This is a genomic window from Paenisporosarcina sp. OV554, from assembly GCF_003058165.1.
Classification (GTDB): Bacteria; Bacillota; Bacilli; order Bacillales_A; family Planococcaceae; genus Paenisporosarcina.
Genome location: NZ_QBUC01000039.1, coordinates 1 through 13,273, shown reverse-complemented (window position 1 = coordinate 13,273; position 13,273 = coordinate 1). Strand labels below are relative to the sequence as shown.

Sequence of the window (13,273 nt, the reverse complement as noted above, 5' to 3'; positions counted from 1 at the left end):
GGTCAATGGTCGTTGACACTCATGCATCATACTAGAGGGCTCTTTTTCTTTCAAGACCTCGAACATCCTTCAAACAGGAATGCTGCCCCGTTAGTAGGGCTGCTTAAGCAACCCAATGTTCTTTAACTAAAGCATCCGTTAGTCCAAGAAGAGTTATTCAATTTGAAGGTATTGTTTTGTGTTAAGTGTGGTCTGAAATAAGAGAATAGGTTGTTCTTTAATTAGGTTTTTTAAAGCCTCAATGTTTGTTATGTTAGAAACATAAAACATGATATTTCTCCCTAGTTCATTAGTTAGTTGATCTATTAACATTTCTTTAATATCAACAATGTCTGTGTTTTTGCCATTTAGTTCAAAGTCAAATCTCAAACGAACATTTCCATCAGTATAATTAGGGTATTTCTTATCATTTAAGTCTTTAATTATATATCCCAGATTAAAGTAATAACTAGATGTGTAACTTGATTTTTGTAAACCAAGTACAATAATTATTTCATTACCTTCTAAATAATAACAACTTCTTCTTTTACTCATCCCGTTAGAAATAACTATTTCATCTACAATTTCTTTAAATTCCACATTATCCATTGGTATTCTCCTCTTTGTTCTATAAGGACCATTATTCTCCACTTAAATCGTCTATTCCTTCTTAAACTAACCTGCCCCGTTAGTTGAATAAGTTCAACAAAAAAAGCGTTATTCCTTCTTTCTATAACCATAACACCTAAACAAAAACGCCCAAAACCTTTATACATCAAGGGTTTTAGGCGTTTCAAGAATGGTGGGTTATTTGCGTTAAAGCTTTACATGAGGAGTATTCCAATACAAGAAAAAGAGCCGGCCTATTAAAATAGTGACCTGTTCAGTTATCTAGTTCGAAATTTAAATAAAAATACAACTGAGCCCAAATTCGCATATGAATTGGGCTCAGCTTTTTTTTAGAAAGATGATTTCTCTTTGGGTTGCTTATTCAACTAAAGCACCCGTTAGTAGAATAAGGGTAAAGATGAACAAGCATTTGTTGGTCCAAATAAAAAATGTATGAGCAGATGCGTTTCATCTTATAAAATCAGTTGACTAATCGTAAGAAAAAAGAGCGTCACAGAGTAACCGGATCTGTTTTGAGGTCCAAGTAAGCAATTACTAAAAAGAGTCCTGATTCTTTTATGAATCGGACTCTTTATTTTTGTATATGTCTAAGCATTTCCACCGTAAAAATGATTGCGGTTTATAATTCCTTTTCGGTTGTGTTTTAATGTTTTGTGCACCTAAACAGAACCTGTTAATCACAGCACAGTAATTTCTTCAACAAAAGTCCCCCTCAAGTGTTTTTAAAAAAATTATCACTCTTTCCTGTAAGTGAAGGCGAAAGGAACTAATTCTCATCCGAAAATGAAAGCAACTGAACGTCTCTGCGGGTGGCACAGGAACAGCGGCTGCGAGACAAGCGCTAGTACCCACATTCATGAGACTGTGGGTACCTTTGTTTACATGGCTTTCCTGTCCTCGATTTCCCAATGTTTCAAAGAAGGGAACGGATCATATGCCCATTCAATCCGGCCATTGAATTTATACATTCCATAGTGAAGATGCGGTGGGAACTTGCCTGAAGTCCCTTTCTTCCCATACCCGGAACTTCCAACATAGCCGATGATCATACCAGGCTCCACAATATGGCCTTCCTTGACGCCTTTATTGAAATGCGACAAATGGGCGAAGTAATGGTACGTATTATGGATATCACGGATTCCGATACGCCAACCGCCGAAGTCATTCCAGCCCATTACCTCAATCACGCCATATGTTGTAGATCGGACCGGGACACCATAGGAAGCATACAAATCCGTACCTTCATGCATTCGGCGTCCGCCCCAGCCGCGGCTGGAACCCCATGTACTACGGTAGCTGTAATCGTTTCCGACAGGAAGGGGAAAGGCATGTTGATCCAGGTCTAGCGTTTCAAAATGTTGGTAGATCTGTGCAATTATCATAATCTGCCTAACAGCTTCATCGCGAACGTAATAATCTTTAAGTGCCTTCTTGAAATCATTTTCGGAATGTCCGTATTTAATCAAGTAATTGGACAGCGTGAGCATCAAGTCGTCATTATTCTCTAGGTCTGCCTTGCCGTCCCCACTTCCGTCCATTCCATTCCCACCGAAAAATGAGATGGCAGAGGACAGCCTATCGTTCTTGACCGGGTTCAAGTCACCCACCCAAAATGCATCTGAAAACTGAAGGGCAATTGGACCTTCCCTTTTTTTTAGATCGTTACGGACCTGCTGGATATTTCGCTCGTACTTGTCCACTGCCGCCAAAAAGTACCACGGCACAGAAGGATTTGAATACTGTTGGTAATAGCCCATACGCTGGATCAAAAGCTGTTCTTTGGATTGTTCGCTTTCAGCTGTAGCAACCGATGCCAAAGCGAAAAAACTCAACACCAGAAAAATCGGGTATCGAAGACTCTGGAACAAAAATAAAACCCTCCTTTTAGCAACACATTACATAGTTTCTCCATTTCATTTATTTTCATGAATCATTTAGTTGAAATAAAAAAATTGCCACCTGCAGGAGGGAAAAAGAGAGCTAACTAAAGAAAGCCTTGGCTGAATAATGCACAGATTCCAACTCGCAATTCACTTTTTTCATCAGCATCCCAGAAAAGAGCGTGAGGACAATTATAATAATCACTCTGAGTTCTAATGCTTGCTAAGTAAAAGGAAATTGGCGATTTGATAAACATAGTTCGACCAAAATTGCCCTAAAGCAGGTCGAATTTAGTGAGCGCTATAAAGGTATAATTTATTGCTTAAAGTAAAAAATATAATGGATGTGATACTTGATAAATTGGATTAGGGAAGTGAAGAATTGAAGGGAAAGTATGTTTTAGTGTTATCTACAATTATTCTTGTAAGTTCCATTTTCCATGCTGGATTTAATGTATTTGCTGATAAGGGACGTCGCCATTACGAACAAACTGGGGAAGTGGTGTGGGAAATAAAAACGGAAGAAAAAATAGTAGCTCTTACATTTGACGACGGTCCCCACCGAAAATATACTGCTGAAGTTTTAGATTTATTAGCTAATTACGATGCTAAAGCTACTTTCTTTATTATTGGAGAAAATGCAGAAAAATATCCGGAACTTGTATTAAGAGTACACGATGAAGGGCATGAAATAGCAAATCACACATATACACATCCTTTAAAAACAACAATCACAAAATTAGAGAAAGAATTAAAACAGACCAATGAAACAATATACAGTATAACGGGTTCTTACCCAAAGTTGTTTCGACCTGTTGGCGGGCAATATACAGATGAAATGATAAAGTTGGCTGTGGACAAAGGATACAAAGTTGTAATGTGGTCTTGGCACCAAGATACAGAGGATTGGAAAAACCCCGGTGTTAAAAAAATCGTCAATAAAGTATTGAATGTTACAAAACAGGGCGACGTCATTCTTTTCCATGATGGTGGTGGTAATCGTAAACAGACGGTGAAAGCACTTGAGGAGATTTTGCCAGAACTTCAAAAACAAGGGTACAAATTTGTAACTATTTCTGAACTTATTGAGTATAAAAATAACAAATAAAAGTGGTTGAAGCAGAAGGTTTTCCGTACATTTGATTAAAATAAATAAACTCATAAAGGGATTTTGTTACGAAATTCCTTTATGGGTTTTTTTCATGGATAGTTTGTTCAAATCTTGCTAAATGACACTTCCCCCGGTGTATGCTCCATACAAAGTAGGTTGACATAACACCTCGATGGGGAAGTAGTCGACTTCATTACTCCATAAGAAAAGCTACCCTTTAAAGGCACCTGGTTATTAAACTAAAGCATCCGTTAGTTCAATAAGTCCTACAATTTAATCCCCTTATTTTTGGACTTTTCCACGAAACTTTTTCAATCTATTCCTCTCCTAACTCCTCAAAAAATCAAAACCTATATTACTAATTGATTATTCAACAAACCTGCCCCGTTAGTGTTATAAAAAAAGAGCTGCTTAAGCAGCTCGATGATCTTTAACTTAAGCACCCGTTAGTACAAGAAAGGACTGTTAGCAATTCATCCTTTAGTTTAAGATTTGATTACTTGTATTTTATACGAAATATCTTTTACTAAGAGCTTAAAATACTTGGAAGCTAATAAATTTTCTAAGTCAGTTTTCAAATCTTCGCTGGATAGTTCATTGTTCTCGGAAATAGTTATTTTAATTACTGGTTCTGGTTTAATAGAAGGATAATAAACTTGAACTCCTTTATAATTTTTCCCCTTTATATAATCGGATACAATACCATTAATCTGCAACATAGTAAAGCACCCGTTAGTTCAACAAAAAGGGGTACAGCCCCCCTCTTATTAACTTAATATGTTAACCAAAATACACTTTCAGCTATCGGTTCACTGGCCGATACCTTTATGAAATTTAACAAAAAGTCCGTTTCGCTCGCTCCAACATATTCATCTTTATCTACATTATAATATTGAACCACCTCAACCTTATAAAAGCTGTCGAAGACGTTCTTCAAAAGCATTTTGGCATATCGATAGCTAATACGGGCGTTTATGTTCTCGAGCCATTTACAGGAACCGAATGACCTGTAAACAAGATACGCAGCGCAGATTTTGCAAAATATTTTGCACAGGGTGAAAATCCATTTCATTACTGATGATAGACATCGATTATTTCAAATTATACAACGATGCATATGGACATCAACAAGGTGACTATTGCTTACAACAAGTTGCACATCCATTGCAACTAGAATTAGAGGAATCTGGTTATTTTGTTGCCAGATACGGAGGAGAAGAGTTTTCAGTGATTCAACGTGATTGTGATAAAAAAAGCACGTTCCAAGTAGCAGAAACGCTTCGGAAGAACATTGAATCACTCAAAATCCCGCACTCTCATTCATCCATTGGCCCCTTCCTTACCATCAGTATCGGGATGTCCATCTTCTATCCTACTTGTGGTGCATCCATTCATGATTTAATGAAATACGCCGATAAAGCAATTTATGATACAAAGAGAAATGGACAAAATACGATACATATCAACTAATTATTTAAAAATGCAAAAGACCTTCTCGGGACACTTTGAGAAGGTCTTTTTGGTTGGGGATTTTCAGGTTAAGCGTTGTAAGAAAGGCAGCATCCGAGTTTTCGAAAAGTGAAGTCCTATGAAAAACTGTACGATATAGATAAAAGACATTGCTTATTTTTCAACTTTGAGATTATGTTTTCGTTCATATAGCCTTTCTTTGTAAAACTGATATAGCCAAATGCTAATTATTAACCAAAAACCTCCAACAAAATATCCACCAATCACATCACTCGGATAATGAACGCCTAAATAAACTCGACTAATACCAATTGCTAAAATCATCAGAACGCTTAAAATTACTACAATAGTTCGTCCCCATTTGGTCGGAATATGTCGCCACAGAATAAATGAGAGGATACCATAGATAGCTATTGCATTCGTGGAATGTCCACTAGGAAAACTATACCCCGTAATTTCAATGAGTCGATGCAGGTCTGGACGTGCTCTATGAAAAATAAGTTTTAACGTGATAAAAAGGATATTCGCGCCTACAACCACGCCTAAAAATAAAAGTAATTCTGATCTGAGTTTAAACACAAAATAGAAAATTAACATGATTACAACCGCCAACACTATGATGGCTGTAATAGACCCAAGGAAAGTGAAAAACCTCATGATTATCGTCAAAAAAGGGGTCTCTAATCCTTGAATTGAGTTGATGACATTATCATCAAATTTAATCACTTTTTGACCATGAACCAAAATAGCCATTACCCCAAAACCGAGAAAGGAAAATAAGCCGATGATTAAAAAGATCGAAAGTTTAATTTTTTTATCCATGCATGAATCACACCATTTCGAAAAAATAATAAAAATGTCCTACTACACTCTTCAATATGGAAGAGTTTTTTTGGTATTTACCGGGAATAAAATCATTACAATTTGAATCATTTTGGATTGGGAAAAGTAAGTGTAACCGATGTTCCTTTTCCTACCTCACTTTCAATTCTCATACTTCCCATGTATGTATCCATGATTTTTTGAGCAATGGAAAGTCCAATCCCGTATCCACCTTTTTTACGATTTCGTGATTTTTCAACGCGATAAAATCGGTTCGTGACAAATGGGATTTCTTCTTTAGGTATTCCTATTCCAAAATCTTGCACAGTTATCTCAGTTTCGAGATCTTTTGACTGATAGTGAATTACAAGCTTACTTTTGAAGTCAGAGTATTTAATCGCATTATCGATTAATATGGTAACGACTTGTTCTAAATGGCTTTCTGTCATCGCAATCGGTGCTTTATCTGCTAAGAATAGATTAAAATCAACATCAGGATGAGTCAGTCTAAAATCATTTATTACTTTTTCAATCACAAGTTTCGGCTCAATTTGTGTAATGTTTGAATCATTCGTTGTTTCAGAATCAAGCCTTGAAAGGTCTAACAATTCTTTGACTAACTTATTCATTCTTTTAACTTCTCGTAATGAGGAAGTTAATGATTTATTGAGAACTTCAGTATTATTCTTCCCCCACCGATCCAACATCATAAGGTTTCCCTGTAATACAGATAGTGGTGTTCTCAGTTCGTGAGAAGCATCCTCCACAAATTGTCTCTGTTGATTGAAAGACTCTTCTAATTGGTCCATTAGCTCATTAAAATGAACTGCAAGTTGGGCAATTTCATCTTGATTTTGATGAACCATTACCCTCTCTTCCAATCCATATTTCTTTATCCTCGTTAAGGTATATGAAATATCCTGAATGGGTTTTAAAAATTGTTTTGACAGGAATAACGCACCTAATAAACTTAAAAAAATGGCGCCAATGCCTGTTAAAAACATCATCATTCCAAATTGTTCTAACAAACCATCAAAAATTTCTAGATTTTTCACGATTTCGATTGTCCCAACAAAATTCGTTCCTACTAGAGGTTTTCTGAAAACGAGGAGCCTATCATCACCAATCTTTTGTAATTCAATCTGTTCATTTTGAACAGTTTTTTCGGTTACGATTAATTCCTCCTCTTGACTTACTGCAACAACGCTTCTTCCATATCGATCATATATTCGTATCGTTTCTGATTTTTCATTGATAGATTCTAAAAAAGATTCACTCTCTTTAATCGTACTTATCGATAAGTTTTGATTATCTTGCTCCGAGAAATACTCTTGAGTAGCATCCATCTTTCTCTCAATCGATTGCTCTTCGTATCGAACCATCCAACTATTCATCACGAAGTACTGCAATAAATTATAAGATAGAAATAAACCCATCATTAAGAGAGTCGACCATAAAACAAGTTTCCATTTGAGTTTTAACTTCGTCTTGAACTTCATTATTTCATCACATACCCTACCCCGCGAACGGATTGGATGTAGTTTTCATCTTCGATACTAATTTTGTTACGTAAGTACCTAACATATACATCAACCACATTCGTTTCAATAAATGTCTCATATCCCCAAATTTTTTCTAAAATAATTTCACGTGTTAAAACTCGATTGACATTTTGCATAAACATCAAGAGAAGTTCATACTCCCTTTTTGTCAATGTAACCTCTTTGCTTCTATTCTTTACAGTTCGAGAGATGGTGTCGACTTCAATCTCCTTGAACTTTAAATGTTTGGCGATGCTTTCTTCATGCTTCTCCTGTCTCCGAAAAATCACACGCATTCTGGCCAAGAGTTCTTCAATAGAAAAAGGCTTTGAAACGTAATCATCTGCACCCACATCTAAACCCATGACTCGGTCCATAACGCTATCTCTGGCAGTTAACATAATGACCGGTGTATCTTTTACCACTCTTAACCTACGGCATATTTCAATTCCATTTAAATGTGGAAGCATTAGGTCGAGTAAAATTAAATCAAACTCTTGATTCATCGCTGCGTCTAGGCCTTCTCTCCCATCATCGACAACTTTGACATCAAAACCTTCATGTTTGAGTTCTAACTCTAAAAATTCAGAGATACTTTCTTCGTCTTCAATTAACAATATTTTCTTCAATATGAACCCTCCAAGAAATCAGGTTATGTCTATGTAATCGAACAACAGTAAGCCTTACAATTTTGTTCGATATCAATCTATTTTCACTTAACACTTAACTTCGCCATTTGAAGGCTTAAATAACCAATTAACTTGCAAATGGTCGTGGTCTCATCTGCCCATTTATTCCTAAAAGACCATAATAATCATCTTTTTTATATGCTAATTTAAGTGGTTCATCGCAACTAACCGGTTTCGTGCTCATTTGTAAATCCTTTTGTTTAATCACAACGCCCCTCTTATTTCTAAATCGTACCTGAATAAAATAAAATCACTAATAACAATTGGCAAGAAAAAAGGAATAGATGAAATAAACTCATCTATTCCTTTGAACTATTTATCGATTTATTTTTGATGTTAGTCATTCTCGACTTCATCATCATTATCTTCTTCTTCGTCAGCAACTTTAATGATTTTGCCTGAAGACGCATCTACTTTGACACCCTTGATAATCCCTGCAGACTTTTTAACTTCAACGTCATACACAACGACGCCATCTTCGTCTTCTAGTTCAGAATCCTTTACTGTACCTGGAACTTCTTTTAAAGCAATGGCTTCTGCTTCTTTACTTGATAATGAAGCACTCTGTTGAAGATCTTGGATGTTGTCATCATTTTCTTCTCCGTCTTCTTCATCATCGCCTTCATCGTTATTTTCATTTTCAACTTTGAAAATGTCACCATTTTCAGCATTTACTTTGACATCTTTCACTCCTGAAGTTGTCTGAACTTCAAAACCATACACAACGACGCCATCTTCGTCTTCTAGTTCAGAATCTTTTACTTTACCTGGAACTTCTTTTAAAGCAATGGCTTCTGCTTCTTTACTTGATAATGAAGCTCTTTTTTGAAGATCTTGGATGTTGTCATCATTTTCTTCACCGTCTCCTTCATCATCGCCTTCATCGTTGTCATCATTTTCAACTTTGAAAATGTCACCATTTTTTGCATTTACTTTGACGTCTTTTACATCACCTGAAGTTGTTTGCACTTCAAATCCATAAACAAGGACACCATCTTCTTCTTCCAGTTCAGACTCTTTCACTGTTCCGGGAACTTCTTTTAAGGCAATGGCTTCTGCTTCTTTACTAGAAATTTTTGCGATTTTTTGCAATTGTGCACTGTTCTCTTTATCTTGATGTTCTTCTTGATTGGTGTTAGTTGTATTGTCTTTGGCAAACGCAGGCATCATATGGCTTGTACCTACGACTGCTCCTCCCACTAAAGTGAAAGCCAATGCTGGAATGATCAATTTCTTTCTCATAACCGAATTCCTCCTAAAATGTAGTGTGAAACGATCTTACAATCCTTATTGTGACAGACGTGTATGAAAAGACAGCTGACTTTTTTTAAGAAATTAGTGAATGTTAAGTGAGATAATTCTCATTTTTCTTTCCCTGCTGAATTATCTAAGATTAACAAAGATGTTACGTTTCATTCATATTCTTAACTTCAGCACGTTCTACTCCTCAGTTAAGACTTTATCTGGATCGTCTCTTCTCGTTACGGTCAGATAGATGACTAAGCTCAAAATCGTTATGATGAAAATTGCACTGGTCCACACAGTACCCAGTCCAAGGCCCCCCTCTTGGTGAGACTGCGACAAATAATCCCCTAAAGAGGCGCCGAGAGGTCGAGTCAAGATGTAAGCAATCCAGAATGCCAACACTGCATTAAGCTTGAAGCGATAGTAGGCAATGGTCACTACCCCGATCAGTGCAGCAAACATCAGTGCTGAAATCCAGTAACCCAAATTAAGACCCTCTGCTACCAGATCACCTGCTGCAGTACCTAACGCGAAAGTAAACAGGATAGCCAACCAGTAGAACGATTCTCGCTTGGTTGTATAAATGGAATGGATAGAAAGCGTCTTCTCACTCGTGTACCAAACTAAAAATGTGGCAAGCATTGCTAAGCTGAAGATGATAGTAGTCGTCACAAGACTAACTCCAAGATTGTCGACGAGGTTGTCGGTGATCAGCGTGCCGACAACGCTAATTAGCAAGACCGTGAGCCAGTAAATCCATGGCAGGTACTTCTTCGTCCTGAATTGGAAGAACAATGCGATGAGCAAGAGGCCACTCATAAGATAGCTTGTGTTGGCCATACCCCATTTCAGGTTAAAGCTTAGGAAGTCTGCCCCTGTCTCGCCCACCGTGGTTGCCATTATCTTTATGATCCAGAAGTAAATCGTGACTTCTGGAACCTTACTCAACATTTTCTGACATTTGGATTTCACCAAATCATTTTCATAATTATCCATTTATGAATCCTCCTTTTTTCTTTATTCCCATAATAAACTGATATGAAAAGATAACCTTCTAATGCTTATTAATAATAGTGAATAGTGTGAAAAACACCGATGACAGTTCCTACTTTTAATATAAAAGTTAATGCTGGAATGATTAGCATTCCTCCTAAAATATAGTGAGAAACGACCTTACAGTTCTTATTTTGACAGTCGGATATGAAAAAACAGCGTTCACTTTTTAAGAAATGGATGAATGTTAAATGAGAAAACTCTCATTTTCAGTTCAATATAACTAAAGGAAATAATTAAATGACGTTAGATTACTTAGATTGTTATTTTTTTCAAATCACAAAGAATGAGAATACAAAACCTACTATGAAGTAGTAATTTTGGAACAAAGATAACTAATTAAAAAGTAAATAATTCGACAATAAATAGGTGAACGCATTGAAAAGTATACTTAATGGAGATGAAAATTGTGAAGTTAGTTGAGGAATTTAATATATGTTGGATTTTTTAAGAATATTGTTAACGTTTTCCGCGTTGGGTTTCAACCACTGATGGCGATACGATTCGCGTGATGTATAAAGGTGTCAATGAACCGGTTCGATATTTATTAATAGATACACCCGAAACGAATCATCCGCGTCTCGGAAAACAACCTTTCGGAACTGAGGCAAAGGAACGCAATCGCGCTCTTGTGAATAGTGGGAATTTAACACTTGAATTTGATGTTGGTAAAAAGCGTGATAAATACGGACGTCTGTTAATTTACGTTTAGTTAAATGGTAAAAGTTTAAAGAAGTGTTGATACGTGATGGGCTAGCACGCGTTGCCTATGTGTATCCACCAAACACACACTTAACACCTTACGAAGAAGTACAGCAAGTCGCTAAGTCGAAGAAATTAGGCTTTTGGGCAATTGAAGACTATGCTACAGATTCAGGATTTGTGAGTAAGCCATCCACTTCTTCAGGAAGCCACTCTAATGATGGTGGTAGTTCGGAAGCTTCATCTGGAAGTTCGTCAGCAGTTTCAACACCTAGTGCTCCAGCTACAGCGTCAGGGACGACAGAATGGTTCGATAACTGCACACATCTGCGCACCAAGTATCCAAATGGTGTTGAGAGCACCCCCCCTGCCTACCAGCCCAAAATGGACCGAGACAAAGACAACTTTGCATGTGAAAGATAATTAGAATATAGAAAAGAAAACAGGCAGCTCCATGGAATCTTTTCGTCTGTCTAACGTGGAATGCGATTCATCCAACTTGAAGGTCTTTTCACCCAAGTTGGATCTCTCCCTCTTTCAATTCGCACTTCCCTTATTAAATAGCGAAAAGTGCCTCCTTGTAGTAGACCACAGTACGTAAAAACAAAATGGAGCTCTTCGGACTAGCACTTCAAGGATATATTAATCCACTTCAGCGTCATGTTAAAAACCATTCTCACTCACATTGACTTTCTTATTGAGCAGGTTGAGTTGTTAAATCATGAAGTCGCTACTAGACTATCCTCTCATCAAGAAGACATTGAGCGGTTGGATTCCATTCCCGGTATTACCACTCGAATGGCCGAACAAATCTTAGCTGAGAATTGTACGGTATTCTGTTCGAAGACTTGGAAGCTTGGGCTACAACGTGATGATAACTCAACCAAATGCATCCTAATCCAACAAATAATCCGATCCAAGTTTAGGCGCTGCACTTTTTAAAAAATCAAATGAGCTGCGTCTACTTTAGTATTGTCTTTTTTGGACTGTCTGAGATTTTAATTTTCATGGGAGTGCAATAATTTCAACAAAAAGAGCGTTAATCCTTCTTATCTTAACCTTAACACCTAAACAAAAAACGCCTAAAACCTTTATATATCAAGGGTTTTGGGCGTTACAAGAATGATGGGTTATTTGCGTTAAAACGATACATTAGGAGTGTTCCAATACAAGAAAAAGAGCCGGCCTATTAAAATAGGTTGTGGCTCTTTTTTTGACTATATATTCATGACGATCTTCAACTAAGCACCCGTTAGTTGAATAAGAACAGAAACGCTTACATAACAATCGCGCCCGCTTGCGGAACAACTTTATCGACTTGATTACATATTTCACTGGCGGTCTGTCAAAATTTATCAATTATTGGCCCGATAACTATTAATTACCCATAATTTATTTGATTTGCTCCGCCAACTCTAAAATAATTCCCTCTGGCCCACTGCAGTAGCATAACTTATAACTTTCTTCATAGTGTAGTATCTCACTAAAGATTTTCGTACCTTTCTTTTTCAACTTGGCAACAACAGCTTCAATATCTTCAACAGCAAATGCAATATGCCGGATACCCAGGGTATTTGCAAAAGGTTGCTGAATTTCTCTTTCATCTGACGGATTATAAAATTTGATTAGCTCTATCCATACCTGACCGTCTGGCGTCCCCAATCCTACACATGCTACTTTAACGTCATTAAGCCCAAATACCTGATTTATCAACTCTCCTTCCATTTCCCATTCCCCTTGCAACTCAAGACCAAAATCGAGAAAAAAATCTTTAGCGGCAGAGAGATCATTTACGATTACACCCACATGATCTATTCTATGGATCTTCAAATCTCATACCTCCTATGTTCCTGTTATTTTGCAATATCCTGTATTCTTGATAAGTTTGTTTGTAATTCTAATTCGCTAAAAACAGAAAATATCCTTGTTCAATAAACTGGCCCGATTGTTGAACACAAGTTAAACAACGCTGTTCAACTAACCTCCCTCTATAAACATTGATGTATCAACGGTTCTCACCATGTCATGATGTAGAGTAAATATTTTTTCACATAGCTTATAAACAGAGTCTTGAATTTCTTGTTTTTATTACCAAATAGAGCGTACGCTTCGCTAAAACTAATGGAAATCATTAGCTTTTTTCTCCACTAT

General features: G+C 36.8%; 13 protein-coding genes. 4 read left to right on the top strand and 9 right to left on the bottom strand.

Annotated elements, in window-relative coordinates; genetic code table 11:
- Positions 1-153: 153 nt before the first annotated feature.
- Positions 154-588 (bottom strand): DUF4304 domain-containing protein, encoded by a 435-nt coding sequence (locus tag C8K15_RS19025; protein ID WP_108587987.1) that lies wholly within the window; start codon positions 586-588, stop codon positions 154-156.
- Positions 589-1,487: 899 nt separating this feature from the next.
- Positions 1,488-2,477 carry a M23 family metallopeptidase gene (locus tag C8K15_RS19020; protein ID WP_233260573.1) on the bottom strand — a complete coding sequence of 330 codons (990 nt, stop codon included), beginning with the start codon at positions 2,475-2,477 and terminating at the stop codon, positions 1,488-1,490.
- Positions 2,478-2,871: 394 nt separating this feature from the next.
- On the opposite strand from C8K15_RS19020, the gene C8K15_RS19015 reads away from it, so the two are divergent.
- Both C8K15_RS19015 and C8K15_RS19005 read left to right on the top strand, forming a co-directional pair.
- On the top strand, positions 2,872-3,597 hold the full coding sequence (locus C8K15_RS19015) for a polysaccharide deacetylase family protein (protein WP_108587986.1): 726 nt from the start codon (positions 2,872-2,874) through the stop codon (positions 3,595-3,597).
- A 1,068-nt stretch (positions 3,598-4,665) separates the two neighbouring features.
- Positions 4,666-5,070 (top strand): GGDEF domain-containing protein, encoded by a 405-nt coding sequence (locus C8K15_RS19005; protein WP_369973794.1) that lies wholly within the window; start codon positions 4,666-4,668, stop codon positions 5,068-5,070.
- A 153-nt stretch (positions 5,071-5,223) separates the two neighbouring features.
- Here the strand turns inward: C8K15_RS19005 and C8K15_RS19000 are convergent, their stop codons facing one another.
- The 6 genes from C8K15_RS19000 to C8K15_RS18980 all read right to left on the bottom strand — a co-directional run bounded on the left by C8K15_RS19000 (position 5,224) and on the right by C8K15_RS18980 (position 10,363).
- A complete protein-coding gene (locus C8K15_RS19000) occupies positions 5,224-5,892 on the bottom strand; it encodes a phosphatase PAP2 family protein (protein WP_108587983.1) in 669 nt (222 codons plus the stop codon).
- Positions 5,893-5,999: 107 nt separating this feature from the next.
- Entirely contained in the window at positions 6,000-7,331 is a 1,332-nt protein-coding gene (locus C8K15_RS18995; protein ID WP_233260572.1) for a sensor histidine kinase, read from the bottom strand.
- A 59-nt stretch (positions 7,332-7,390) separates the two neighbouring features.
- Positions 7,391-8,062 carry a response regulator transcription factor gene (locus tag C8K15_RS18990; protein ID WP_108587981.1) on the bottom strand — a complete coding sequence of 224 codons (672 nt, stop codon included), beginning with the start codon at positions 8,060-8,062 and terminating at the stop codon, positions 7,391-7,393.
- A 127-nt stretch (positions 8,063-8,189) separates the two neighbouring features.
- A complete protein-coding gene (locus C8K15_RS20455; RefSeq protein WP_158268360.1) occupies positions 8,190-8,330 on the bottom strand; it encodes a hypothetical protein in 141 nt (46 codons plus the stop codon).
- 128 nt (positions 8,331-8,458) lie between these two features.
- A complete protein-coding gene (locus tag C8K15_RS18985; protein WP_108587980.1) occupies positions 8,459-9,364 on the bottom strand; it encodes a PepSY domain-containing protein in 906 nt (301 codons plus the stop codon).
- A 198-nt stretch (positions 9,365-9,562) separates the two neighbouring features.
- Positions 9,563-10,363, bottom strand: a complete 801-nt coding sequence (locus C8K15_RS18980) for a COG4705 family protein (RefSeq protein ID WP_108587979.1) — start codon at positions 10,361-10,363, stop codon at positions 9,563-9,565.
- A gap of 568 nt (positions 10,364-10,931) precedes the next feature.
- Between C8K15_RS18980 and C8K15_RS21010 the strand changes: the two genes are divergently transcribed.
- Complete coding sequence (locus C8K15_RS21010) at positions 10,932-11,132, top strand: thermonuclease family protein (RefSeq protein WP_255421159.1); 201 nt, start codon at positions 10,932-10,934, stop codon at positions 11,130-11,132.
- A 26-nt stretch (positions 11,133-11,158) separates the two neighbouring features.
- Positions 11,159-11,545 carry an excalibur calcium-binding domain-containing protein gene (locus C8K15_RS21250; protein WP_255421158.1) on the top strand — a complete coding sequence of 129 codons (387 nt, stop codon included), beginning with the start codon at positions 11,159-11,161 and terminating at the stop codon, positions 11,543-11,545.
- A gap of 969 nt (positions 11,546-12,514) precedes the next feature.
- Here the strand turns inward: C8K15_RS21250 and C8K15_RS18965 are convergent.
- Positions 12,515-12,952 (bottom strand): VOC family protein, encoded by a 438-nt coding sequence (locus C8K15_RS18965; protein WP_108587978.1) that lies wholly within the window; start codon positions 12,950-12,952, stop codon positions 12,515-12,517.
- Positions 12,953-13,273: the final 321 nt, after the last annotated feature.